This window comes from Micromonospora sp. WMMA2032, assembly GCF_002688545.1.
GTDB classification, from domain to species: domain Bacteria; phylum Actinomycetota; class Actinomycetes; order Mycobacteriales; family Micromonosporaceae; genus Micromonospora; species Micromonospora sediminicola.
In genome coordinates, this window is sequence record NZ_CP024052.1 from 6193450 (window position 1) to 6218279 (window position 24830).

Below are 24830 nucleotides of genomic sequence, written 5' to 3' on the forward strand. Positions count from 1 at the left end.
CGGGCGCTGGCTCCAGCTGCGGCCCCAGCCGCATCGCCGGCGCCGTCCGGTCAGGACTTCGGGCCGACGTGGCGGTCCAGGGCGGCGACGGCCTCGCGGCGGGCCACCGACAGGGAGTTGCGGCGGTTCATCCGCCAGGCGATGCCGAGCAGGTCGAGCGCCCACTGGCAGAGGCCCATGATGTCGGTGGACTCGTTGACGAACATGTAGCGCGGATAGACGTATTTCTTGCCGCGCACGGTCACCCGGTTGCTGACCCGGCAGCCGTCGGAGTGGAAAAGACCGCGTAGGAAGTCGCCGGGGTGTGCCTGGATGATGGGTCGCTGCCAGTCAGCCAGGACGATTGGGCGCTCGTGCTTCTTGCCCGGCCCGTGCTGCGGGAACAGGCACGGCCAGTGCGTGCCGTAGCTCTGCACGGCGACGCAGCCCTGTTTCTGCACCCGCTGCACGGACGTGGCCATGACCGCCCGCATCGCGTCCTCGCAGGCGGCGATCAGGTTCGGCCAGTCGTCGGCGCAGAAGACGCGCAGGACCGGTACCCGGCCCACGACGAGGTGGCCGTCGCCCAGGTAGAGGCCGAGGAGATAGGCGTACTGCGCCGGATCTGGCGGATCGTCGACACCTGCTCGGCAGCGGAAACACCGCTCCGCCGTGCTCCGCTGCCTCGGCTCGGGGCGGTCCACGCACCAGTGCCGGACGGTGGGGTAGGACAACCCGACCGCACGAGCGGCCTCGGCGACGGTCGCTCCGGCGAGATAGAGACTTCGTGCGCGAGCGCGGATCTCGGGTGGATGCACCAGGCAATCTTCGAACGCCTGTATGACAATTTGTGCCCCCGGTGGGATTCGAACCCACACTGTATGCAGTTTGAGTGCATGGCCTCTGCCGGTTGGGCTACGGGAGCTTCTGTAGTTCGGCTCCAACAGGTTACCCACTAGGCTAGGGGCGGCGACACCCGGCACGGCGGGTGTCAGGTTCGAACCGGTGGGAGTGGCTCGTGGGCGAGATGCAGACGGATGCCGAGCGCAAGCGCGTTCTGATCGCCGAGGACGAGGCGCTCATCCGGCTGGACCTGGCCGAGATGCTGGTCGAGGAGGGCTACGAGGTCGTCGGCGAGGCCGGTGACGGCGAGACCGCCGTCAAGCTCGCCGAGGAGCTGAAGCCGGACCTGGTCATCCTCGACATCAAGATGCCGATCATGGACGGGCTGGCCGCCGCCGAGCGGATCGCCGGCGCGCGCATCGCCCCCGTGATCATCCTGACCGCGTTCAGCCAGCGGGACCTGGTCGAGCGGGCCCGGGCGGCCGGCGCGATGGCCTACCTGGTCAAGCCGTTCCAGAAGAGCGACCTGGTGCCGGCGGTGGAGATCGCGCTGTCCCGCTACTCGGAGATCGCCGCGCTGGAGGCGGAGGTCGCCGGCCTGACCGACCGGCTGGAGATCCGCAAGACCGTCGAGCGGGCCAAGGGCGCGCTGATGACGACGTACGGGATGACCGAGCCGCAGGCGTTCAAGTGGATCCAGCGCACCGCGATGGACCACCGGATGACCATGAAGGAGGTCGCCGAGCGGATCCTCGCCGAGACCGCGGGCGGCGAGGTGGCGCAGCCCGCCTCCTGACCCGTCGTCGGGTTACCGGGGTCGGCGGCGGTCGATACGATCGCCGGCATGCGACGACCGGCGGCGGTGCTCGGCCTGCTCGTGGCGCTGCTGGCCGCGTGTCACGCCGCCGACCGGCCCGCGCCGGAGCCGCTGCGCCCGGCCTGGCAGCAGGTCGACCTGCCGCTGCCGGCCGGCCTCTCCGGTCGGGAGGTGTTGCGTGACGCCGCGGCCTGCGCGGGGCGGTGGTTCGTCGTCGGGGCGGTGCGGGACCCGGACGGGACGCCGCATCCGGCCGCCTGGTCGAGTGTGGACGGCGTCGCCTGGACGCCGCTGCGTCCGGTGCCGCGCAGCGCGTACGGGGCGGAGAACGTGCTGACCGCGGTGGGCTGCCGGGACGGCCGGCCGGTGGCGGTGGGTGGTCGTAGCGGCGGGGTGCACGGCAATCCCCGGATCAGCACCTGGCGCCAGGACCGGGACGGTTCGCTGGTCGAGGTGCCGGCGGAGTTCGAGGTGTTCGGCGGCCCGGACGCGGTGAACGTGGGTCGGGTCGCGGGCGGGCCGGGCGGTTGGTTGATCTCCGGGAACCGGGCCACCGGCGCGGCGGCCTGGGTGTCGCCGGACGCCTCGGAGTTCCGGCTGGTCAGCGGTGTGCCGGGGCTGGTCGCCGACGGTTCGGGCCGGCCCTGGGCGGCCGACGGCGCGGCGACCGGGTCGGGGTGGCTCATGGTGGGCTCGGTGCTGCCGTCGGGGCGTACCGGATCGGACGCGGCGGTCTGGACCTCGCCGGACGGGTCGTCCTGGCGGCGTGCGGTGCTCCCCGGCGGCGGCGTGGACCAGGACCTGCAACGGGTGGTCCGGCTGGGCGACCGGTCGGTGGCGTTGGGCCGGCGGGGCGACGGCGTGGGCGCGTGGGTGGGAGAGGGCGACGCCTGGCGGCCGACCGGCGGTCCGGCGGGCGGGGGCGCGGACCGGCCCGCCCGGGTGTGGGGGTTGGCGGCGCGCGGCGACGGCGTGTTCGCGGTGCTCGCCGGTCCGGCGGAGGGCGCGGGCTGGTTCTCGCCGGACGGTGACCGGTGGTTGCCGGTGGCGCTGCCGGCGGCGGTTCCGGGGGGCAGCGACCGGTCGGTGGCGGTCGCGGCGGCGGGTGACGACGCCCTGCTGCTGGTGGACGACGGTGGCCGGGCGCGGGTGTGGTCCGCGCGGGGCTCGTGGCACCCCGCGTGACGTTCTCACCAGCGTGTTTCCGGTCGGTGTCGGATGTCCGATCGTCCCACCCCGTGATCCGGTGTGTTACACCACAGCTGTGAATCCGGCCACTCAACGTAACGGTTAGGTCAACCCCGCTTCTCAGGTCTACCTTCGCCCCCCGCTGGTGGGATAACGTCCCGGCCCAGACCGGGATCGCGGTCGGTCCGGCCAGCCCTCGCAAGGTCCAATTCGCGCTGGGTGGTTTCCGGGCCTTCGGACGGAGGAGGGTACGAGCCGTGAGGCAGAAGCTCGCACGGGTGCTCGGTGGTGTGGCCATCGGCGCGCTCGTTTTCAGTGGCGCGGCCTGCAAGGCTGACAGTGGTAGCGATGCGGGGGGCAGCAAGGCCGCCTGCGACCTGAAGATCGGCTTCTTCGGCCCGCTGACCGGCGACGCCGCGGGTCTCGGTATCCACATGCGCAACGGCACCAAGCTGGCCATCGACCAGTACAACAAGGACAACGCGGACTGCAAGGTCAACCTGGAGGAGTACGACTCCCAGGGTGACCCGGCCAAGGCTCCGGCCCTGGCCCAGAAGGCGGCCGGCGACACCAAGGTCGTCGGCGTGGTCGGTCCGGCGTTCTCGGGTGAGTCGGAGGTGGCCGACCCGATCTTCGACGAGGCCGGTCTGCCGATCATCACGCCGTCGGCCACCCGGCCGAGCCTGAGCACCAAGGGCTGGAAGATCTTCCACCGGGGCGTCGGCAACGACACCTCGCAGGGTCCGGCGGCCGGCCGGTACATCAAGGACGTCCTGAAGGCCGAGAAGGTCTACGTGGTGGACGACCAGTCCGCGTACGGCGCGGGTCTGGTGGACGAGGTGAAGAAGGTTCTCGGCGCGGTTGCCGGCGAGGACAAGATCCAGGTCAAGCAGACCAACTTCTCCGCCGTGGTCACCAAGATCCAGGCCAGTGGCGCGAACGTCCTCTTCTTCGGTGGCTACTACACCGAGGCCGGCCTGCTGCTCAAGCAGCTCAAGGGCGCGGGCTGGAAGGGCACGATGGTCGCCGGTGACGGTGTCAACGACGCCAACTTCATCAAGGTCGCCGGCCAGCAGGTCGCCGAGGGCACGATCCTCACCTGCCCGTGCGCCCCGGCCACCGCGGCCAAGGGCTCGTTCGTGACCGACTACAAGGCCGCGTTCGACAACGCCGAGCCGGGCACCTACGCCGACGTGTCGTACGACATCACCAAGATCATGCTGGCGGGCATCAAGGACGGCAAGGGCACCCGCGCCGACCTGCTGAGCTTCATCAAGTCCTACAACAAGGCCGGTGACGCCACCGGCGTGACCTACAAGTTCGAGTCCACCGGTGAGCTGGACCCGGCGCAGGTCATCGTGTGGGCGTTCAAGGTGAACGCGGGCAAGGTCGTCCCCGACATCGAGATCCCCAAGAGCTGACCGGTTCATCCGGTCCTGTCACGGGACACCAGGCGTGCGGCCGGGAGTGAGTTTCTCCCGGCCGCACCGCTTGGCCGCACAGTTGGAGCCCCCATTTGAACTTCGATGAGCTCTTCGGGAACTTCCCGGCGCTGACCATCACCGGCCTGGAGCAGGGCGCGATCTACGCGCTCATCGCCCTCGGCTACACCCTGGTGTACGGCGTTCTACGCTTGATCAACTTTGCTCACTCCGAGGTCTTCATGGTCGGTACCTTTTCCGCCCTGTGGACCTGGCAGGCCCTCGGCTACGACCAGAACTCGGCCGCCCCGGCGCTCGGCCCGCTGATCCTGGCGGTCGTCGCCGGTCTCGCGGTGGCGATGGTCGCCGCGGCCGCCACCGCGGTCACCGTCGAGCTGGTGGCCTACCGGCCGCTGCGCAAGCGCAACGCGCCGCCGCTGGCCTTCCTCATCACCGCCATCGGCGCCTCGTTCGTGCTCGCCGAGTCCTTCGGCATCGGCACCAGCCGCGCGCCGTTCGGCATGGCGACGATGATCCCGCAGGAGCCGGTGTTCACCGTCTTCGGCGCCGCGGTGACCAACCTCCAGTTGGTGATCCTCGGCGTCACGCTGGTCATGATGGTGGCGCTGGACCAGTTCGTGAACCGCAGCCGGCTGGGCCGCGGCATCCGCGCGGTGGCCCAGGACGCCGACACCGCCGCTCTGATGGGCGTCAACAAGAACCGGGTCATCCTGCTGGTCTTCGTGCTCGGCGGTCTGATGGCCGGCGTGGGCGCGCTGCTGTGGGATCTGCGGTTCAGCTACACCAAGTTCAACATCGGCTTCCTGATCGGGCTCAAGGCTTTCGCGGCCGCGGTGCTCGGCGGCATCGGCAACCTCCGCGGCGCGCTGCTCGGCGGCCTGCTGCTCGGGGTGGCGGAGAACTACGCCGCCGGCCTGTTCGGCGGCGACTGGAAGGACTTCACCGGCTTCGTGCTGCTGATCGTGCTGCTGATGTTCCGGCCGACCGGTCTGCTCGGCGAATCTCTCGGGAGGGCGCGCGCATGACCGCCACCGTGGACAAGAAGCGGACCGCGGGCTTCAAGACCCGCTGGGCCGCCATGCCCAGGCAGGTGCGCTGGGCGGCGATCGCCGCGCTGATCGTGCTGCTCTACATCCTGCCCAACAAGTGGTTCTACGAGTACCTGGGCTTCCCGATCGGCAGCGAGTACTTCGCCCTCTACACCACCCGCTCGGACTTCGCCGGGGTGCTCTTCGACACCGCCGTGTTCGTGCTGCTCGCCGTGGGCCTCAACGTGGTGGTCGGGTTCGCCGGCCTGCTCGACCTGGGCTACTTCGGCTTCTACGCGCTCGGCGCGTACACGGTGGCGTTGCTCACCTCGCCGGAGAGCCGGTTCGGCACGAACTGGCCGTGGCTGGCGGCGGTGCCGCTGGCGGTGATGGTGGCGATGATCTCCGGCGTGATCCTCGGCGGCCCGACACTGCGGTTGCGCGGTGACTACCTGGCCATCGTGACGCTCGGCTTCGCCGAGATGATCCGGCTGTACGCGGCCCGCCAGGACGGCCTCCTCCAGGGCCAGCGGGGCATCCCGGCGATCCCGCACCCGCCGGGCAACGGCAGCGACGGCAAGGCGCTGTTCGGGGTGGTCGACTCCCGGCCGTACTACTGGCTCATGCTGACGCTGATCCTGGTCGTGCTGGTGCTGATCCGGAACCTGGCCAACAGCCGGGTGGGTCGGGCCTGGGTGGCCATCCGCGAGGACGAGGACGCCGCCGAGGTGATGGGCGTGCCCACGTTCAAGTACAAGCTGTGGGCGTTCGCCATCGGCGCGGCGGTGGCCGGCCTGACCGGCGCGGTCTTCGCCGGCAAGCAGACGTTCATCAACTCGGACCAGTTCGTGCTGGAGAGTTCCATCCTGGTGCTCGCCGCGGTGATCCTCGGCGGCGCCGGCAACATCAAGGGCGCCATCGTCGGCGGCGCGGTCACCTGGTACCTGCCGGAGTGGCTGCGCGGCGTCGGCGACCTCCTCGGGCTGGAGTTCGACGCGGCCGAGTACCGGATCCTGGTGTTCGGCATCGTGGTCATCGTCATGATGATCTTCCGGCCGCAGGGTCTGGTGCCCAACCGGCGGCGGGCGGCCGAGCTCGCCGACCGGCGCAAGGAAGCGGTTCCCCAGGAGACGGTGCCCAATGAGTGAGCCGCAGATGCACAGCGAGCGGGATCAGACCAGCGAGCGGGACATCGCCGACGACGGCCGGAGCACGGTCGGCACCCCGCCCGAGTCCGGGTCGGACACCCCGGTCGAGACCAACCCGGGCGACACCGCCCCGGCGGGCCGGGAGCCGCTGCTGGAGGTCGACCACGTCACGCTCCGCTTCGGCGGCGTGGTGGCGCTCAACGACGTCGCGTTCACCCTGTACAAGGGGGAGATCCTCGGCCTGATCGGCCCGAACGGCGCCGGCAAGACCACCTGCTTCAACGCGATGACCGGCGTCTACCGGCCCACCGAGGGCGAGATCCGGTTCGCCGGGCAGCGGATCAACGGCAAGCGCCGGAGCTGGATCACCAAGGCGGGCATCGCCCGGACGTTCCAGAACATCCGGCTGTTCCCGGAGATGACCGCGCTGGAGAACGTGATGGTGGGCGCGGACGCCCACCACAAGACCAGCGTGATCTCCGCGATGCTGCGGCTGCCGCGGCACTGGCGGGAGGAGCGGGAGGGCCGGGACAAGGCCCACGAGCTGCTGCGCTTCGTCGGTATCGAGCGCCGCGCCGGCGATCTGGCGCGCAACCTCTCGTACGGCGAGCAGCGCCGGCTGGAGATCGCGCGGGCCCTGGCCACCGACCCGAAACTGCTCTGCCTGGACGAGCCGGCAGCCGGCTTCACCCCGGCGGAGAAGGAGGAACTGCTCGGGTTGATCCGGAAGATCCGCGACAATGGCACCACGGTGCTGCTGATCGAGCACGACATGCGACTCGTCATGGGCGTGACCGACCGGATCGTGGTGCTGGAGTTCGGCAAGAAGATCGCCGAGGGCCTGCCGGCCGCGGTCCGCGAGGATCCGAAGGTGATCGCCGCGTACCTGGGGGTGCCGACCGATGCTGCTTGAGATCAACGACCTGACCCTGCTGTACGGGCGGATCCAGGCCCTGCACGGGATCAGCCTGCACGTCGACGAGGGTGAGGTGGTGGCCCTGATCGGCGCGAACGGCGCCGGCAAGACCACCACCATGCGGGCCATCTCCGGGCTGCGCCCGGTGGCCGAGGGCTCGATCGTCTTCAACGGCACCGACGTCACCCGGATGCGGGCCGACCTGCGGGTGATCCGGGGCATCGGGCAGGCGCCCGAGGGTCGGGGAGTCTTCCCCGGCATGACGGTCATCGAGAACCTGGAGATGGGCGCGTACACCCGCCGGGACCGCGCGGGCATCGCCGAGGATCTGAAGATGGTCATGGACCTCTTCCCCCGGCTGCACGAGCGACGCAAGCAGGCCGGCGGCACGCTCTCCGGTGGCGAGCAGCAGATGCTGGCGGTGGGCCGGGCACTGATGGCCCGCCCGAAGCTGCTGCTGCTGGACGAGCCCTCGATGGGTCTCGCGCCGATGCTGATCCAGCAGATCTTCGAGATCATCACCCGGATCAACGAGCAGGGCACCACCATCCTGCTGGTCGAGCAGAACGCCCAGCAGGCGCTCTCCCGCGCCCACCGGGCCTACGTGCTGGAGACCGGCCGGATCGTCAAGGAGGGCACCGGCCAGGATCTCCTGCACGACCAGGCGGTCAAGGACGCGTACCTCGGCGTGGCCTGAGGTCGTACCGGTCGACGGCCGGTCGTCCCCGTGGGGGCGACCGGCCGTCGTGTTCCCGGTGCCGCCGGCCACGGGTTGTCGGGGCCACGGACTAGAGTCGCTGCCGTGACAGCTACGACGCCGCGCCTGCTCCTCGTCGACGGACACTCCCTGGCATACCGGGCCTTCTTCGCCCTGCCGGTGGAAAACTTCTCCACCACGACGGGGCAGCCGACCAACGCCGTCTACGGCTTCACCTCCATGCTGATCAACGTGCTCCGCGACGAGCAGCCGACGCACATCGTGGTCGCCTTCGACGTCTCCCGCCGATCCTTCCGCACCGACCGCTACGCGGAGTACAAGGCCGGCCGCAGTGAGACCCCGACCGACTTCAAGGGCCAGGTCAGCCTGGTCAAGGAGGTGCTCGCCGCGCTGCGCGTGCCGGTGGTCGAGAAGGAGGGCTTCGAGGCCGACGACGTGATCGCCACGCTCGCCTGCCAGGCCCGCGACCAGGGCATGGACGTGCTGATCACCACCGGCGACCGGGACGCGTTCCAGCTCGTCGGCGACCGGGTCACCGTGCTCTACCCGCGCAAGGGCGTCTCCGACCTGGCCCGGATGGACCCGGCCGCGGTCGAGGCGAAGTACGGCGTCACGCCGGACCGCTACCGCGACCTGGCCGCGCTGGTCGGCGAGACCAGTGACAACCTGCCCGGCGTGCCCGGCGTCGGGCCGAAGACCGCGGCCAAGTGGATCAATCTCTACGGCGGCGTCGAGGGCGTGGTGGCCCGGGCCGACGAGATCAAGGGCAAGGCCGGCGACAGCCTGCGCGAGCGCCTGGCCGACGTGATCCGCAACTACGAGATCAACTGCCTGGTCTCCGACCTGGAGCTGCCGGTGCGCCCGGAGGACGCCCGCTGGCAGGGCTGGGACCGGGAGGCCGTGCACCAGGTCTTCGACACGCTCCAGTTCCGCATCCTGCGCGACCGGCTCTACCAGTACCTGGAGGCGGTCGAGCCGGAGGCGGAGGCCGGCTTCGAGCTGGCCGGTGAGGTGCTCACCGAGCCGGGCGCGGTCGCGGGCTGGCTGGACTCGCACGCCGGCGCGGGCGCGCCCGTCGGTCTGGCGGTCACCCTCGACACCGGTCCCAACCGTCGGCACACCGCCACCGTGACCGGGATGGCGCTGGCCACCGCCGGTGGCGCCGCGGCCTGGTTCGACCCGAGCGGCCTGGGCGCCGACGACGAGAGCGCCCTGGCCGGCTGGCTCGCCGACGCGACGCGCCCGAAGGTGCTGCACGACAGCAAGCCGGCGGTGCTGGCGTTCGCCGCGCACGGCTGGGACCTGCAGGGCATCGCCCGCGACACGCAGATCGCGGCCTACCTGGCCCGCCCCGACCAGCGGTCCTACGACCTCACCGACCTGGCGCTGCGCTACCTGCACCGCGAGCTGCGCGTCGACGCCCCGGAGACCGGCCAGCTCACGCTCGACGGGTTCGGCGACGACGGCGCGGCCGAGCAGAACCTGATGCTCCAGGCCCGGGCCACCCTCGACCTGGCCGACGCGATCGACGCCGAGCTGTCCCGCGACGGCGAGCAGTCCGCCCGGCTGATGGCCGGCGTGGAGCTGCCGCTGATGCGGGTCCTCGCCACCATGGAGCGCACCGGCATCGCCGCCGACACCGACTATCTCTCCGAGCTGGAGGCGCACTTCGCCGCCGAGGTGAAGGCCGCCGCCCAGGCCGCCTACGAGGTGGTCGGCCGGGAGTTCAACCTCGGCTCGCCGAAGCAGCTGCAGGAGATCCTCTTCACCGAGCTGGGCCTGCCCAAGACCAAGCGGATCAAGACCGGCTACACCACCGACGCCGACGCGTTGCAGTGGCTCTACGCGCAGACCGAGCACCCGCTGCTGCACCACCTGCTGCGGCACCGCGACGTCGCCAAGCTCAAGTCGACGGTCGACGGGCTGCTCAAGTCGGTCTCCGACGACGGCCGGATCCACACCACGTTCAACCAGACCGTGGCGGCGACCGGGCGGCTCTCCTCGACCGAGCCGAACCTGCAGAACATCCCCATCCGCACCGAGGAGGGCCGGCGGATCCGCCGGGCCTTCGTGGTCGGCGAGGGCTACGAGTCCCTGCTGACCGCCGACTACAGCCAGATCGAGATGCGGATCATGGCGCACCTGTCCTCGGACGACGCGCTGATCGAGGCGTTCAACTCCGGGCACGACTTCCACGCGGCGACCGCCTCGTCGGTCTTCACCGTCGAGGTCGACCAGGTCACCGCCGATCAGCGGCGCAAGATCAAGGCGATGAACTACGGCCTGGCATACGGGCTGAGCGCGTTCGGCCTCTCCCAGCAGCTCGGCATCACCGCCGAGGAGGCGCGCGGGCTGATGGAGAACTACTTCGCCGGGTTCGGCGGGGTCCGCGACTACCTCCAGGAGGTGGTGGCCCGGGCCCGGCAGGACGGCTACACCTCCACCATCCTGGGTCGCCGCCGCTACCTGCCCGACCTGGTCAGCGACAACCGGCAGCGCCGGGAGATGGCCGAGCGGATGGCGCTCAACGCCCCGATCCAGGGCTCGGCCGCCGACATCATCAAGGTCGCCATGCTGCGCGTCGACGCCGCGCTGCGCGAGGCCGGGCTGCGGTCCCGGATGCTGTTGCAGGTGCACGACGAGTTGGTCTTCGAGGTCGCACCGGGGGAGCGCGAGGCGCTGGAGGTGCTGGTGCGCCGGGAGATGGGCCAGGCACACCCGCTCTCGGTCCCGATGGAGGTGTCGGTCGGCGACGGCCGCGACTGGAACAGCGCCGACCACTGACCCCACCGCCCGTGCGATCCGGACACCCACCCCTTGATCACGGCACGTGCGGTGGAGACGGAAGCAGAGGCTGGGGTGTGGGCGCGGCGGCTTGAAGGGCGGCGGCCAGGCGGTCGCGGACGGCCACCTGGGCGGCGATCCGGGCGTCCAGTACGGCCAGACGCTGCCGCCCGACCCGCAGTCCGGCCGGAGACGACGGCGCGGAGGCCAGGTCCCCGTCCAGGCAGGGCAGGAAGACCCGCACGTCGTCCAGCGTCAGCCCGGCGTCGAGCAGGTGACGGATGTTGCGGACCCGGGTGACCACCGCTTCGTCGTACTCGCGGTAGCCGTTCGCCGCCCGGACCGAGGCGATGAGCCCGTGTTCCTCGTAGTGCCGCAGGGCACGCGGCGTGCAGCCCGTCGCTTTCGCCACCGCGCCGATCCGCACCGCCGCCACCGTCCTCTCACGCGACCACCGCGCCCCCGTCCACCGGCAGCACCACGCCGGTGACGAAGTCGGCCTCCGGCTCGCACAGCCGCCGGATCGCCCAGGCTACGTCCTCCGGGCGGCCGATCCGGCCCGCCGGTGTGTGGGCGAGTTGCCAGTCCCGCACCGCCGCGCGCCGCTCGGGGGACAGGCCACTGTGCACCCCGATCGGGGTGTCGATCGCGCCGGGCGCCACGGCCACCACCCGGACGCCGCGCGGCGCGAGTTCCACCGCCCAGCTGCGGGTCAGCGAGTCCAGCGCGGCCTTGCCGGCCGCGTACACCGAACTGCCCGGCCAGGCGCGCAGGCCGACGGACGTGGTGACGTTGACCAGCACGCCGCGTGTCGCGGCGAGCGCCTCGACGGCGGCGTGCGCCAGCCGAATGGGCGCGAGGAGGTTCGTCTCCAGTTGCCGCCGGGCGGCGTCCTCGTCCAGTTCCGCCAGCGGCCCGCCGCCGGCCACGCCCGCGTTGTTGACCAGGACGTCCAGTCGGCCGTACCGGTCGAGCGCGGCGCCGACGATCCGGCCGGGCCCGTCGGGCGCGGTGACGTCGGCGGCCAGCGGTGTGACAGCCGGCCGGCCGGCGGCGGTCTCCGACAGCGGCGCGGCGCGCCGGCCGACGGCGACGACGGCGTACCCGGACGTGGCGAAGGCGTGTGCGGTGGCCCGGCCGATGCCGGTGCCCGCACCGGTGACCACGGCGACGCGTGGCGTGCGGCGTTCCATGCCGGCATCGTCCGACCCTGCCGCCTGCGGCAGGGTCAAGTCAGAGGCCGAGCAGCGCGGGCATCGCGTTGACCGCGCCGTGCACCACGAGAAGCGGCCACATCCGGCGGTACCGGGACCACAGGTAGCCGAGGAACAGCCCCATCACGCCCTGGTTCACGATCACCGATGCCAGGTCGACGCCGGGGCGGCCGCTGCCTTGGATGGCCACGTGCCACGCGGCCCAGACCAGCGACGCGAGCACGATCGCCGGCCAGCGGCCCAGCAGCGACTCCCACCGGGTCTGCAGCCACCGCCGGTAGAACACCTCCTCCAGCACCGCGTTCACCGCGAAGCCCACCAGCAGCACGACGACCAGCTCGACCACGGTGACGGTGCGCCCCCATTCACTGGCCGGCACGGCCAGCGGCGTCGCGTAGCTGAGCACCAGCCACACCGCCACCGGCAGCGCCGGACCCCACCGGTGGGCGGCGTCCGCCGGGGCCGGCCCGGGCCGCCACCGCGGCGGCCGCCGGCGCGCGGCCAGGAACACCCCGACCGGTACGCCGAGCAGCAGCGCGAGCTTCAGCACGGAGTACGCGGGCTCGCCGCCCAGCAGCGGCATGACGGCGGCGAACGCGACGCCGGCCAGCAGCAGCGGCACCGCCTCGCGGTACGGCGCGACCGGGTCCGGCCATCGCGGGTCGGCGGCGGGCGGGATCAGCCGGATCAGGGCGATGCCGACCAGCGCCGGTATCCACCGGTTCCACATGGGCACGGTGCCGTCGTGGTCGGCGCTGTACCTGACGCCGGTGTTGCCGGTCGCCACCAGCACGAGCGCCGCGACGGCGACCAGCCCGAGGCCCGCCACGAGGACCGCCCGTCCGGCACGGGGATGACGGCCGTCGATCGAGGTGCCTGTCGTCATCGCCGGCACGGTACCAACACGCCGCGAGCGACCAGGCGGGCTCAGCCCTTGAGCGGGTCGTGCCCCCAGTTCATCAGCGACCAGCGCCAGCGGGTGTCCCGGACGTCGCCGGAGGGCCGCTGGGCGAGGTGCCGGTGGACGTACCCGATCACCTTGCGCATGTGCTTGTAGTCGGCCGCGGTCAGGTCGGCGCGCTTGCGGCGCAGCAGGTCGACGATCCTGCGGCCGGAGTCGTGCCCGACGGATTCGCCGCCCTGGGTGCCCTTCTTGTGCCAGCCGACGTGCTTGGACTCGTCGCTCTCCAGCCAGCGGGTCAGCTCGGCGGGCTTCATGTTCACCGCGTCGGTGAACTCCCGGTAGGTCTGCTGCGGATCCTCAGCGCGACTCATGGCGCAGCACCTCCGGGCGGTGGGCGACGTCGCGGCCCGAGTCGTCGTTGACGATCCGGTACTGCGGCTGCTCCGGCGAGGCGTCCACCGCGTGCCCGCGGACGTGGGTGCGCTCGGTCAGCTTCTCCTTGACGACCCCGTACGCCCGGCCGCTGTGGCTGGCCCAGGAGACGTGGTCGCCGGCGCGGAACTCCATCTCGGCCATGCCGGCCGGTTACCCGCCGGCACCAGCGGCTAACGGCACGGTCAGGGCCGGATCTCCGCGATCGGCAGCTTGATGGCGAAGGGCTCGTCAGCTCGATCACCTCGCTGCCGTCGGTCACCAGCTCGTACTGGCGCTCGCCGCCCGGGCCGATCCGGTCACCGAGGCGGTAGGCGTAGAGGTGCATCGGATCCTGCTCGATCCGCCAGTAGAACGGGATGCCGGCGGCGGCGTACTCGCCCGGCTTGGCGAACCGGTCGACCCGCCGGGTGCCGGGGGAGACGATCTCGACGGCCAGGACGACGTCCGCCGCTCGCGGCAGGGACCGGTCGCTGCCCAGTCCGGCGTCACACAGCAGCACGTCCGGTTGCCGGCTGGTGTTCGAACTGAGCCCGACACCGACGGACTGGGCAACCCGCAGATGAACCGGGGCGTGCGACCGCAGCCAGAGGCCGCGTCCGCCAGGCGTCAGGTGGCCGGCTTCTCGGCGACGAAGATCGCGGTGCCGGGGAAGAGCCGGCCGCGCAGCGGGCTCCACTGGCCCCAGATCCCCTCGTGCCCGGCCGGCCACTCCGGTTCCACCAGGTCGAGCAGGCGGAAGCCGGCGCCGACCAGCTCCCGGATCCGGTCGCCGAGCGTGCGGTGCTGCTCCACGTACGTGGCCAGGCCGCGCTCGTCCTGCTCGACGTACGGGGACCGGTCGAAGTACGAGTGCACGGCGGTCAGCCCGCCCTCGCCCGGGTCGTCGAGGAAGATCCAGCGCATCGGGTGGGTGACCGAGAAGACCCACCGGCCGCCCGGGCGCAGCACCCGGGCCACCTCGCGCATCGCCGCGGCGGAGTCGTCCACGAACGGGATCGCCCCGAACGCGGTGCAGACGGTGTCGAAGGCGGCGTCGGCGAACGGCAGCGCGAGCGCGTCGGCCTGCACCAGCGGCACGCGTACCCCGGTCCGGTCGGCGGCCTCGGCGGCGTGCCGCAACATGCCGGCGGAGAGGTCCAGGGCGACCGGTCGGGCGCCCTGCGCGGCCAGCCAGCGGGCGGCGGCGGCCGCGCCGGCGCCGAGTTCGAGGATCCGCCGGCCGGCGACGTCGCCGAGCAGCCGCGCGTCGGCCTCGCGCAGCCCCTCCGGGCACCAGACGAAGTCCGTCTCGCCGAGGAACGCGCCGTGCTCGGCCTGGTAGGCGTCGGCGTCGGTGTCCCACCAGCCCCGGTTGGCGCGGCGGATCTCGGCGGCGTCGACCCGCCGGCGGGTCACCCTGTCGTCGTCCACCCGTCCACGCTAGGGCCGAGCGGGGCGCCGGATCCGGTCGGGGTCGGCGTGTTGCGGGTGGGGAAGATGTGACGGACGAGACAGCTGTGGCACCTTACCGCGCGAAATCTCCGCTTTCGCAGCGGATGAGGTCGCACGGACCCGGGAGGGCTTGCACGCTGTGGTAATGCAGCGGGTAGGCTAGACGATGCGCTCGCGGATCGTGTGCCTCGGCAGGGAGCAGGTGCGCGGTCACCGGAGCCACTAATGATCTTCTCGCGTCGATCGTTCGGTGTGCCCCGCGACGGATCCGCTGGCGCGGAAGAGTCACCGCGACACCCATGCCCGCTGTGACAACCCATCCGACCGGAGCAACCGCCCACATGACGAGCAGCATCGAGGCCCCCTCGAGCGCCAACAAGGTCACGCACGACGATCTCGGTTCCGAGGAGGCTTTCCTCGCCGCGATCGACGAGACCATCAAGTACTTCAACGACGGCGACATTGTCGAAGGCACCGTCGTCAAGGTCGATCGGGACGAGGTCCTGCTCGACATCGGCTACAAGACCGAGGGCGTCATCCCCTCTCGGGAGCTGTCGATCAAGCACGACGTGGACCCCGCCGAGGTCGTCTCGGTCGGTGACCACATCGAGGCCCTCGTCCTCCAGAAGGAGGACAAGGAGGGTCGGCTGATCCTCTCCAAGAAGCGGGCGCAGTACGAGCGGGCCTGGGGCACGATCGAGAAGATCAAGGACGAGGACGGCGTCGTCCGCGGCTCGGTCATCGAGGTCGTCAAGGGTGGTCTCATCCTCGACATCGGCCTGCGCGGCTTCCTGCCCGCGTCGCTGGTCGAGATGCGGCGGGTGCGTGACCTGCAGCCGTACGTCGGCCGCGAGCTCGAGGCCAAGATCATCGAGCTGGACAAGAACCGCAACAACGTGGTCCTGTCCCGCCGGGCCTGGCTGGAGCAGACGCAGTCCGAGGTGCGCACCGAGTTCCTCAACAAGCTCCAGAAGGGGCAGGTCCGCAAGGGCGTCGTCTCCTCGATCGTCAACTTCGGCGCGTTCGTCGACCTGGGCGGCGTGGACGGCCTGGTGCACGTCTCCGAGCTGTCCTGGAAGCACATCGACCACCCGTCCGAGGTCGTCGAGGTGGGCCAGGAGGTCGAGGTCGAGGTCCTGGACGTCGACCTGGACCGCGAGCGGGTCTCGCTGTCGCTGAAGGCGACCCAGGAGGACCCGTGGCGTCAGTTCGCCCGCACCCACGCGATCCAGCAGATCGTGCCGGGTAAGGTCACCAAGCTGGTGCCGTTCGGCGCCTTCGTCCGGGTGGACGACGGCATCGAGGGCCTGGTCCACATCTCCGAGCTGGCCGAGCGCCACGTGGAGATCCCCGAGCAGGTCGTGCAGGTCGGCTCCGAGGTCATGGTCAAGGTCATCGACATCGACCTGGAGCGCCGCCGGATCTCGCTGTCGCTCAAGCAGGCCAACGAGGGCTTCGTCGAGGGCGAGGAGCACTTCGACCCGACCCTCTACGGCATGGCCGCGACCTACGACGACCAGGGCAACTACATCTACCCCGAGGGCTTCGACCCGGAGACGGGTGAGTGGCTCGAGGGTTACGACAAGCAGCGCGAGACCTGGGAGCAGCAGTACGCCGAGGCGCGTCAGCGCTGGGAGGCCCACACCAAGCAGGTGCAGACCTCCCGCGCCGCCGACGCCGAGGCCGCCGCCAACCCGGCTCCGGCCACGACCAGCGCCACCACCACCTCGACCTCGGCCCCGAGCCGTCAGGCCGAGGAGCCGGCCGGCACGCTGGCCACCGACGAGGCGCTCGCCGCGCTGCGGGAGAAGCTCGCCGGCGGCAAGTGACCGGTCGCTGACGTCGGTCCACCCTCGGGCGGGTCGGCAGGTCGCCTCCGACGAACGGGCCCCGTCCCCGCGTTCCGCACCAGCGGAGCGCCGGGGGCGGGGTCCGCTCCGTTTCCGGCGACGACCGGATCCGGTCGTCGCCGGCGGGGTCCGGTTGGCACGCGGACGGGCATCCGGTTGACTGTCCGGGTGCTGAGGGTGGGGTTGACGGGCGGAATCGGATCCGGCAAGAGCGCGGTGGCGCGCCGGTTGGCCGCGCTCGGCGCGGTGGTCGTCGACGCGGACCGGATCGCCCGCGAGGTCGTCGCCCCGGGCACCGAGGGGTTGGCCGAGGTGGTCGCCGCCTTCTCCGACCGGGTCCTGGACGCCGACGGGGCGCTGGACCGGGCCGCCCTCGGCGCCGTGGTCTTCGGCGACGAGGCGGCCCGCCGCAGGCTGGAGGCGATCACCCACCCCCGGGTACGGGCGCGGACCGCCGAGCTGGTCGCCGCCGCTCCCGCCGACGCGGTGGTGGTCAACGACGTGCCCCTGCTGGTGGAGGTGGGGCTGGCGCCCACGTACCACCTGGTGCTGGTGGTGCAGACGGCGGTGGCGACCCGGTTGGCGCGGTTGTCCCGCGACCGGGGCATGGACCCGGCCGAGGCCGAGCGGCGGATCGCCGCGCAGGCCGACGACGCCCGCCGGCGGGCGGTGGCGGACGCGCTGCTCACCAATGACGGCACGCTGGCCGAGCTGCACGACGCGGTGGACCGCCTCTGGCACGAGCGCCTGCTGCCCTACGAGCGCAACCTCCGGGCGCGGCACGCGGTGCGGCCCGGTCCGCCGGCGCCGACCGGGCCCGACCCGACCTGGCCCGAGCAGTACGCGCGGCTGGCCGCCCGGATCCGGCACGCGGTCGGCGGCGACGTCCGGGTCGACCACGTCGGCTCCACCGCCGTGCCCGGGCTGGCCGCGCCCGACGTCATCGACATCCAGCTGACGGTGCCGTCGCTGGAGGAGGCGGACGGGCCGCTCGCCGACCGGCTGGCCGAGGCCGGTTTCCCCCGCCTGCCGGGGGAGTGGTGGGACGCGCCGCGCCGGCCCGACCGGGTGCACTGGGCGAAGCGGCTGCACGGCAGCGCGGACCCCGGTCGTCCGGTGCTGCTGCACCTGCGCGCGGCCGGCTCCGCCGGCTGGCGGTACGCGCTGCTGATGCGCGACCACCTTCGCGCCGACCCCGGGCGGCGGGCCGACTACCTCCAGGTCAAGCGGGATCTGGCGGCCACCGCGCCGGCGGGCGCCGAGCAGGGCACGCTCGGCGATCCCTGGTTCGACGAGGAGCACCTGCGGGCCGAGGAGTGGGCCGCGCAGACCGGCTGGCGCCCCTGAGGCGGCGCCTGTCCCGCCCGGCGGTCAGCGTGCGGACGGCGCGGCCGTCGGGCCGGCGCCCGGTCTCCGTCCGGGGGTGAGGTCGAGCCGGACCCAGACGCCCCGGCCGGTACGCAGCTCCACCCGGCGCGGCAGCCCGCCCCGGTCGAGCCACCAGCGCCGGCCGCCCGGGACCTCGACGACGTCCACCACGTGGTCGGCCAGCCGGTCCTCGCGGATCCGGACCGCCGCCGCGGCGGGCGCGCGGGTGGCGGCCCGCAGCGTGGCGTCGACCAGCCGGTCCAGGTCGTCGGCGGCCGGCCGGGCGGTGGCCGTGAGCAGCCCGGTCGGCACCGGCGTCGGTGGCGTGCCCGGACCGTCGGGGGACCCGGGTGTCTGTGCCACCCGCCCCGGCCGGATCCACCGCAGCGACCGGCGGCCGGTGTCCTCGTCGCTCACCGCCAGGTAGGCCGACGGCGCCGCCCAGCTCAGCGTGCCGGCGCCGCCCAGGTTGGCGGACGGGCCGAGCGGGGCGGCCACGGTCACCGCCGCGCCACCGGCGGCACGCAGTCGGGCGGGCAGCCGGGCCAGCCGGTCGGCCTCGTCGTCGGTGAGCGCCCGGGGCTGCCCGGGGGGCCCGCCGAGCGCGTCCACCGGGCGCAGGGTGGGTCGGTCGACGCGAACCAGGTCGACGGTGACGGGGGCGCCGTCGGGCAGCCGGCCGGTCAGCCGGTGCAGGCGGGCGTCCGGGTCGATCCAGAGCGTCGGCGCGGGGGCGCCCGACGGCGTGGCGCCGCCGGCCAGCGGGGCCTGGACCACGTCCACCGGCACGCCCCCGAGGGTCTCCCGGCGCAGCCAGCGACCGTTCGGTCCGGCCGGGTCGACCCGGTCCGCACCGAGTGAGAGCAGGAGGTCGCGTACGGCCGCCAGGCCCCGCCCGGCGGGCGGCTCGCGGAGCCGCCAGCGGTCGACCGGCGGGACCAGCGGCGGGCGCGCGGGTGTGGGCAGCGCGCTCGGGTCGGGGCGGACCAGCAGCGTCGACGCGGTGGCCTGGGCCAGCCCGCGGTCGGCGCCCGCGCCGGGCCCGCCGACGTCCAGGTAGACCAGCGGCCGGGCCCAGTCGACCCAGCCGAGCAGTTCGACGCGGTCGCCGCCGGCGCCGACGGCGACCCGCACGCCGGCGCGGACGTCCCGCAGGTTGCCGACCCGTAGCGCGGCCACCCGATCGGCCTCGTCCGCGCTCAGCGCACGGGCCGCCCCGGGTCGGTCGGCCGGCTCCGGCGAGCCGCCCGGCAGGCCGGCGACGAGGACGGCCGCGGAGGCCGCGGCGGCCGCCACGAGCGCGGCCAACGCGACGCGCCGCCGGCCCGGTGGATCGGGCGGGTCGGCCCTGCCGTCCGTCTCCGGGTCGTCGTCGGGGCCGGCGGACCGGGCAAACAACCGGCCGGTGCCGGCGTCGGTCCGCCGACGGCGACCGGCGACCGTGGCCGGTCGTGCCGGGGCGTTGGTCCGGCCGCGCCGGTGCCCCCGGCCCGGCTCGCGTGGTACGGCCTGGTCGCCGCCGCCGCGTGCGGTGGGCCGGTGGGGGACTCTCTCGGTGCGCGGCCGGCCCGGTTCCGCGGCCGGGGTGGGCGCGCCGGTGTCCGGGGTGTGATCGCCTCGCGGCCGGCGCTCGGGAGAGGTCTCCACACGTGGAGAACGCGGCGGTGGGGTTTCGGTGACGAGCAGGGGCGCTCGCGGCGGCCGGTCAGCGCCGTCGGCGCGACCACCGTGGGCGCGCACGCCGGTCGTCCCGGGTGCTGCGGCCCTGGCGCCGGGGGCGGCCGGGCCCCCGGAGGGGGCGGCCACCGGCCCGGGCGGCCGCCGCGAGCGGCCTACGGTACGAGGGTAGACCGGTGAGATGAGCCACACAATGGGAATATCGAAGCCGATCAGGGACGGTCCGTGGTCGTCGGGGGAAGTGTCGGACCGCGGGCGTACGGTTGGTGTCATGGCGCTCGACATTCCCCGGCTCGACGGCCGCTTCCAGGTCGTCAGCGAGTTCCAGCCGGCCGGCGACCAGCCGGCAGCCATCGACGACCTTGAGCGTCGGGTGCGCCGCGGCGACCGCAACACGGTGCTGCTCGGCGCGACCGGCACCGGCAAGAGCGCCACCACGGCGTGGCTGGTCGAGCGGCTGCAGCGGCCCACCCTGGTGCTCGCCCCGAACAAGACCCTCGCCGCCCAGCTCGCCAAGGAGTTCGGCGAGCTGCTGCCGCACAACGCGGTCGAATACTTCGTCTCCTACTACGACTACTACCAGCCCGAGGCCTACATCCCGCAGACCGACACCTACATCGAGAAGGACTCCTCGATCAACGAGGAGGTCGAGCGGCTGCGGCACTCGGCGACCATGTCGCTGCTCACCCGGCGCGACGTCATCGTCGTCGCCACCGTCTCGGCGATCTACGGCCTGGGCACGCCGGAGGAATACCTCGACCGCGCGGTGCGGGCCAAGGTGGGCCAGGAGCTCGACCGCGACCAGCTGCTGCGGCGGCTGGTCGACATCCAGTACACGCGCAACGACATGGCCTTCCAGCGCGGCACCTTCCGGGTCCGCGGCGACACGCTGGAGATCATCCCGGCCTACGAGGAGCTGGCCGTCCGGATCGAGCTGTTCGGCGACGAGATCGAGAAGCTCTACTACCTCAACCCGTTGACCGGTGACGTGGTCCGTGAGGTGGACAGCCTGGTGATCTTCCCGGCGACGCACTACGCCGCCGGTCCGGAGCGGATGGAGCGGGCCATCCGCGACATCGAGGCCGAGCTGGCCGAGCGGCTGGCCGAGCTGGAGCGCCAGGGCAAGCTGCTGGAGGCGCAGCGGCTGCGCATGCGCACCACCTACGACATCGAGATGATGCGCCAGGTCGGCTTCTGCTCCGGCATCGAGAACTACTCGATGCACATGGACGGCCGGCTGCCCGGCAGCCCGCCGCACTGCCTGCTCGACTACTTCCCCGACGACTTCCTCACCGTGGTCGACGAGTCGCACGTGACCATCCCGCAGATCGGCGGGATGTACGAGGGCGACGCCTCCCGCAAGCGGATGCTGATCGACCACGGCTTCCGGCTGCCCAGCGCCGCCGACAACCGGCCGCTGCGGTTCGACGAATACCTGGAGCGGGTCGGCCAGTCGGTCTTCCTCTCCGCCACCCCCGGCCCGTGGGAGCTGGAGCAGGCCCAGGGCGAGTTCGTCGAGCAGGTGATCCGGCCCACCGGCCTGATCGACCCCGAGGTGGTGGTGAAGCCCACCAAGGGGCAGATCGACGACCTCATGCACGAGATCAAGCTGCGCACCGAGCGCGACGAGCGGGTGCTGGTCACCACGCTGACCAAGAAGATGGCCGAGGATCTCTCCGACTACCTGCTGGAGAACGGCATCCGGGTGCGTTACCTGCACTCCGAGGTCGACACGCTGCGCCGGGTCGAGCTGCTGCGCGAGCTGCGCAAGGGCGACTACGACGTGCTGGTCGGCATCAACCTGCTCCGGGAGGGCCTCGACCTGCCCGAGGTCTCCCTGGTGGCGATCCTCGACGCCGACAAGGAGGGGTTCCTGCGCAGCGGCCGGTCGCTGATCCAGACGATCGGCCGCGCGGCCCGTAACGTCTCCGGCCAGGTCCACATGTACGCCGACAAGATCACCCCGTCGATGGCGAACGCGATCGACGAGACCAACCGCCGCCGGGCCAAGCAGATCGCGCACAACGAGGCCCACGGGATCAGCCCGGAGCCGCTGCGCAAGAAGATCCACGACATCCTCGACGACATCTACCGCGAGGCGGAGGACACCGAGAACGCCACGGTCGGCGGGGCCGCCCGGCAGTTGTCCCGGGGCAAGGCGCCGGTGAAGGAGACGCGCAGCCGTGGGGGTCGGGGCGGTGCGGCGACGCCGTCGCGCGAGGGCATGGCCCGGGCCGACCTGGCCAACCTCATCCAGGAGCTCAACGACCAGATGCTCGCGGCCGCGCGGGAGCTGCAGTTCGAGCTGGCCGCCCGGATCCGGGACGAGGTCTCCGACCTCAAGAAGGAGTTGCGCGGGATGGACGCCGCCGGGGTGCGGTGACCGGCACGCCGGCGCGGGGAGGGGTGCGATGCTGACCGAGGCCGTCGTCGGGCTGCCCGATCCCCGGCTGCGTCCGTGGGTCGACCGCTACCTCGGCTACCGGGAGGTCGCGTCCACCCCGCTGGTGCGCCGGGAGGTCGCGGGCGCCTTCGTGGTGCTGATCCTCGGCTGGGCCGACCCCCTCGACGTCGCCGACCCGCGCGCCGTCGGTCGGGGGGTCTCCGGCAGCGCCTTCCTGGCCGGCCCGTTCGACGGCTGGTGCGTCACCCGCACCACCGGGACCGGCGCGGGCGTGCAGGTGGTGCTGAGCGCGCCGGCCGCCCGGCGGTTCCTCGGGGTGCCCCTGGGTGAGCTGGCCAACCGGGCGGTCCCGGTCGACGGGGTCGGCGGCTGGCTGGTCCGGCTCCGCGACGAGCTGGCCGCCGAGGCGGCCTGGCCGGCGCGTTTCGCCCGGCTCGACGCCGCCCTCGCCGCGCGGCTGGCGGCCACCGACCCGGTCGACGGTCGCCTGCTGAGGGCCTGGCGGCGCCTCGACCGCACCGGCGGAGCGGTGAGCGTCGGCGCTCTGGCCGACGAGGTCGACTGGTCCCGCCGCCATCTGGCGGTGCGGTTCCGGCGCGAGTTCGGGTTGCCGCCGAAGACCGTCGCCCGCCTCCTGCGCTTCGAGCGCGCGTACGCCAGCCTGGGCCGCACCCTGTGCGCGGCGCCGGCCGCCGGCCCGCACGGGACGGGGTGGGCGGAGCGGGCGGCCCGGTGGGGCTACTACGACCAGTCGCACCTGATCCGGGAGTTCCAGGAGTTCGCCGGCGCCACACCCGCGGCGCTGGTCCGGACCGGATCGCATTCGTCCAATCCCGGGTGACCCGGCGGGCGGCAGACTGACCGGCATGCGAAGCATCTATCCGGTCCTGCGCTATCCCGACGTCCGCGCCGGCGTCGACTTCCTCCGGTCGGCGTTCGGCCTCACCGTCCACGAGCTGCACGAGGGGCCTGACGGCACGATCCGCCACGCCCAACTCGGTCACGGCGACGACCTGGTCATGGTCGGGCCGGGGCCCGCGCCGGCGAGCCGGCCGGCCGACGACGACTACCGCGTCTACGTGGCGGTCGACGACGTCGACGCGCACCACGAGCAGGCCCGCGCCGCCGGCGCGGAGATCGTCCGGGCGCCGTTCGACACCGACTACGGCTCCCGCGACTACGCCGCCCGCGACGTGGCCGGCGTGGTCTGGTCCTTCGGCACCTACCGTCCCTGACCGCGTCCCGCACGGTAGCTCTGCGCGAGCGAGGTATTGCCGTGTGTGATGGTCATGCGTACGCTCCCACCCTGGGAGGCGCGCATGCCGTTGTCAGCAAGTCCTGTCGTCCGGAGGGTGCGGCTCGGCGTCGAGCTGCGCCGGCTGCGTCGGCGTGAGTCGATGACGCTGGAGCAGGTGTGCGCCCGGCTCGGCTGGGCGTCCACATCGAAGCTGTCCCGCATCGAGCTGGGTCAGAGCCGGCCCGACCTGGCCGACGTCCTCGACCTGCTCGACGTCTACGCGGTGCCACCGCACCAGCGCGACGAGCTGATCGTCATCGCCCGCGACGCCGCCACCGGCCGCGGCTGGTCCAAGGCGTTGGGCGAGATGGGTGAGCGGCAGCGGGCGTACGCCGAGCTGGAGGCGGGCGCCGAGCGCATCGTCGAGTACCAGCCGGCGCTCGTGCCCGGGCTGTTGCAGACCCCGGCGTACGCCCGGCTGCGGGTGACCGCCGGCGCGCTGCTCGCCGACGGCGTGGACGTGGAGGCCGACGTCCGCGCCCGGGCGGTGCGCCAGGAGCTGCTGGTGCGGTCGGACCCGCCGCACTACACCGCGCTGATCGACGAGCGGGCCTGCGACCCGGGCGGCCTGCCGGCCGACGTGTGGCGGGACCAGCTGCGGCACCTGCTGACGCTGGCCGAGCGGCCGCACGTCACCGTCCGCGTGCTGCCGCGCGGCGCCTCGCCCGGCGACGACCTGCACCCGCTGGCGCCCTTCTCCTACTACGCCTATCCCGACCCGGCCGACCCTCGCACGGTGCTGGTGGAGACGCTCACCACGGACCTGCGCCTGGTCGCCGAGACCGACGTGGCCCGCTACGAGCAGGTGATCGAGCGGCTGCTCGCGGCGGCGTTGACCGGGGAGGCGACGGCCGAGCTGCTGGCCCGCCGGCTCGGGGCCGCGCCGGTGCCCCGGCCCCGGGACCCGCACGAGCTGGAGTGACGCCGCGCGCCCACCGGGCCCGGCGCCCCCGATGCCCGTCGGGACCGGTGGCCGCGCGTCGCGCGCAGGCTATGTGAGGGGTACGACAGATCAGGCGGGCACGTCGACGAAGTGCTCGACCAGCGGCGGGCCGGCGAAGTACGGGCCGATCAGCCCTCGCCACTGCGCGAACCGCTCGGTCTGCCGGAAGTTCACGTCGTGCGCCTCGACCGAGTCCCACTCGACCAGCAGCACGAACCGGGTGGGGGACTCCACGCCGCGGGTCATCCGCACGGAGCGGCACCCCTCGGCGCCGGCGAGGACCGGACGGGCCTTCGCGTAGGCGGCGGCGAAGTCGTCCTCGTTTCCGGGCGTCACGTCGATCAGCGCGACCTCAAGAACCATGACCGCAGCCTTTCATGCCGGGCGCCCACCGGTACGCTCCGGGGGCGCTCCGGCGGGCCGCATCCCTCCATGGCGGCGCCG

At 72.8% G+C, this 24830-nt stretch carries 22 protein-coding genes, 1 tRNA gene and 2 pseudogenes; 14 read left to right on the forward strand and 11 right to left on the reverse strand.

The window, feature by feature from the left end; all coding sequences use genetic code 11:
• Positions 1-50: 50 nt before the first annotated feature.
• Both CO540_RS28780 and CO540_RS28785 read right to left on the reverse strand, forming a co-directional pair.
• Complete coding sequence (locus CO540_RS28780) at positions 51-857, reverse strand: transcriptional regulator (RefSeq protein WP_371682252.1); 807 nt, start codon at positions 855-857, stop codon at positions 51-53.
• Positions 831-904 (reverse strand) — tRNA-Leu (locus CO540_RS28785). The genes CO540_RS28780 and CO540_RS28785 overlap by 27 nt, the downstream gene beginning before the upstream one ends.
• A 93-nt stretch (positions 905-997) precedes the next feature.
• Between CO540_RS28785 and CO540_RS28790 the strand changes: the two genes are divergently transcribed.
• The 8 genes from CO540_RS28790 (at position 998) to polA (ending at position 10863) form a co-directional block, all read left to right on the forward strand.
• Positions 998-1618 carry an ANTAR domain-containing response regulator gene (locus tag CO540_RS28790; RefSeq protein WP_091573355.1) on the forward strand — a complete coding sequence of 207 codons (621 nt, stop codon included), beginning with the start codon at positions 998-1000 and terminating at the stop codon, positions 1616-1618.
• Positions 1619-1666: 48 nt separating this feature from the next.
• Positions 1667-2824, forward strand: coding sequence for a hypothetical protein (locus CO540_RS28795; RefSeq protein WP_099164346.1), 1158 nt, complete (start codon positions 1667-1669; stop codon positions 2822-2824).
• Positions 2825-3084: 260 nt separating this feature from the next.
• On the forward strand, positions 3085-4248 hold the full coding sequence (locus CO540_RS28800) for a branched-chain amino acid ABC transporter substrate-binding protein (RefSeq protein WP_099164347.1): 1164 nt from the start codon (positions 3085-3087) through the stop codon (positions 4246-4248).
• Positions 4249-4343: 95 nt separating this feature from the next.
• Positions 4344-5294, forward strand: a complete 951-nt coding sequence (locus CO540_RS28805; RefSeq protein WP_099164348.1) for a branched-chain amino acid ABC transporter permease — start codon at positions 4344-4346, stop codon at positions 5292-5294.
• Positions 5291-6445 carry a branched-chain amino acid ABC transporter permease gene (locus CO540_RS28810; protein ID WP_099164349.1) on the forward strand — a complete coding sequence of 385 codons (1155 nt, stop codon included), beginning with the start codon at positions 5291-5293 and terminating at the stop codon, positions 6443-6445. The genes CO540_RS28805 and CO540_RS28810 overlap by 4 nt, the downstream gene beginning before the upstream one ends.
• Positions 6438-7358: an ABC transporter ATP-binding protein gene (locus CO540_RS28815; protein ID WP_172967960.1), complete on the forward strand. Its 921-nt coding sequence runs from the start codon at positions 6438-6440 to the stop codon at positions 7356-7358. Before CO540_RS28810 ends, CO540_RS28815 begins: the two co-directional genes overlap by 8 nt.
• Positions 7348-8058: an ABC transporter ATP-binding protein gene (locus CO540_RS28820; RefSeq protein WP_099164351.1), complete on the forward strand. Its 711-nt coding sequence runs from the start codon at positions 7348-7350 to the stop codon at positions 8056-8058. Before CO540_RS28815 ends, CO540_RS28820 begins: the two co-directional genes overlap by 11 nt.
• 105 nt (positions 8059-8163) lie before the next feature.
• Positions 8164-10863 (forward strand): DNA polymerase I, encoded by a 2700-nt coding sequence (gene polA / locus CO540_RS28825; RefSeq protein WP_099164352.1) that lies wholly within the window; start codon positions 8164-8166, stop codon positions 10861-10863.
• Positions 10864-10900: 37 nt separating this feature from the next.
• Here the strand turns inward: polA and CO540_RS28830 are convergent, their stop codons facing one another.
• The 7 genes and pseudogenes from CO540_RS28830 to CO540_RS28860 form a co-directional block, all read right to left on the reverse strand.
• On the reverse strand, positions 10901-11275 hold the full coding sequence (locus CO540_RS28830; protein WP_253866264.1) for a MerR family transcriptional regulator: 375 nt from the start codon (positions 11273-11275) through the stop codon (positions 10901-10903).
• Between the two features lie 31 nt (positions 11276-11306).
• The gene (locus CO540_RS28835) at positions 11307-12056 is read right to left on the reverse strand and encodes an SDR family NAD(P)-dependent oxidoreductase (RefSeq protein WP_099164354.1); all 750 of its coding nucleotides are present in this window, start codon (positions 12054-12056) and stop codon (positions 11307-11309) included.
• Positions 12057-12096: 40 nt separating this feature from the next.
• Entirely contained in the window at positions 12097-12963 is an 867-nt protein-coding gene (locus CO540_RS28840) for a CPBP family intramembrane glutamic endopeptidase (protein WP_099164355.1), read from the reverse strand.
• Positions 12964-13007: 44 nt separating this feature from the next.
• Positions 13008-13352: pseudogene (locus tag CO540_RS28845) on the reverse strand (DUF3140 domain-containing protein); the annotation flags it as partial.
• The gene (locus CO540_RS28850; RefSeq protein ID WP_099164357.1) at positions 13339-13557 is read right to left on the reverse strand and encodes a DUF2945 domain-containing protein; all 219 of its coding nucleotides are present in this window, start codon (positions 13555-13557) and stop codon (positions 13339-13341) included. The pseudogene CO540_RS28845 and the gene CO540_RS28850, both read right to left, overlap by 14 nt.
• Before the next feature lie 187 nt (positions 13558-13744).
• Positions 13745-14125, reverse strand: a pseudogene (locus CO540_RS28855) (Uma2 family endonuclease); the annotation flags it as partial.
• Entirely contained in the window at positions 14023-14826 is an 804-nt protein-coding gene (locus tag CO540_RS28860) for a class I SAM-dependent methyltransferase (protein WP_099164358.1), read from the reverse strand. The gene CO540_RS28860 and the pseudogene CO540_RS28855, both read right to left, overlap by 103 nt.
• Positions 14827-15146: 320 nt before the next feature.
• Between CO540_RS28860 and rpsA the strand changes: the two genes are divergently transcribed.
• Both rpsA and coaE read left to right on the forward strand, forming a co-directional pair.
• Positions 15147-16676, forward strand: a complete 1530-nt coding sequence (gene rpsA / locus CO540_RS28865) for a 30S ribosomal protein S1 (RefSeq protein WP_091573367.1) — start codon at positions 15147-15149, stop codon at positions 16674-16676.
• A gap of 189 nt (positions 16677-16865) precedes the next feature.
• Positions 16866-18044 (forward strand): dephospho-CoA kinase, encoded by a 1179-nt coding sequence (coaE, locus tag CO540_RS28870; RefSeq protein ID WP_099164359.1) that lies wholly within the window; start codon positions 16866-16868, stop codon positions 18042-18044.
• A 24-nt stretch (positions 18045-18068) separates the two neighbouring features.
• Here coaE and CO540_RS28875 read toward each other — a convergent pair whose 3' ends face one another.
• Complete coding sequence (locus CO540_RS28875; RefSeq protein WP_253866266.1) at positions 18069-19463, reverse strand: hypothetical protein; 1395 nt, start codon at positions 19461-19463, stop codon at positions 18069-18071.
• 550 nt (positions 19464-20013) lie between these two features.
• On the opposite strand from CO540_RS28875, the gene uvrB reads away from it, so the two are divergent.
• From uvrB to CO540_RS28895, 4 genes are all read left to right on the forward strand, one after another.
• Positions 20014-22125 carry an excinuclease ABC subunit UvrB gene (gene uvrB / locus CO540_RS28880; RefSeq protein ID WP_091573370.1) on the forward strand — a complete coding sequence of 704 codons (2112 nt, stop codon included), beginning with the start codon at positions 20014-20016 and terminating at the stop codon, positions 22123-22125.
• Between the two features lie 28 nt (positions 22126-22153).
• A complete protein-coding gene (locus tag CO540_RS28885; protein WP_099164361.1) occupies positions 22154-22987 on the forward strand; it encodes an AraC family transcriptional regulator in 834 nt (277 codons plus the stop codon).
• A 25-nt stretch (positions 22988-23012) separates the two neighbouring features.
• Positions 23013-23381: a VOC family protein gene (locus CO540_RS28890; protein WP_099164362.1), complete on the forward strand. Its 369-nt coding sequence runs from the start codon at positions 23013-23015 to the stop codon at positions 23379-23381.
• 84 nt (positions 23382-23465) lie between these two features.
• Positions 23466-24365 carry a DUF5753 domain-containing protein gene (locus CO540_RS28895; protein ID WP_099164363.1) on the forward strand — a complete coding sequence of 300 codons (900 nt, stop codon included), beginning with the start codon at positions 23466-23468 and terminating at the stop codon, positions 24363-24365.
• Positions 24366-24455: 90 nt separating this feature from the next.
• On the opposite strand, the gene CO540_RS28900 is transcribed toward CO540_RS28895, so the two are convergent.
• Positions 24456-24749 carry an antibiotic biosynthesis monooxygenase gene (locus CO540_RS28900; RefSeq protein ID WP_091573374.1) on the reverse strand — a complete coding sequence of 98 codons (294 nt, stop codon included), beginning with the start codon at positions 24747-24749 and terminating at the stop codon, positions 24456-24458.
• Between the last annotated feature and the right edge of the window lie 81 nt (positions 24750-24830).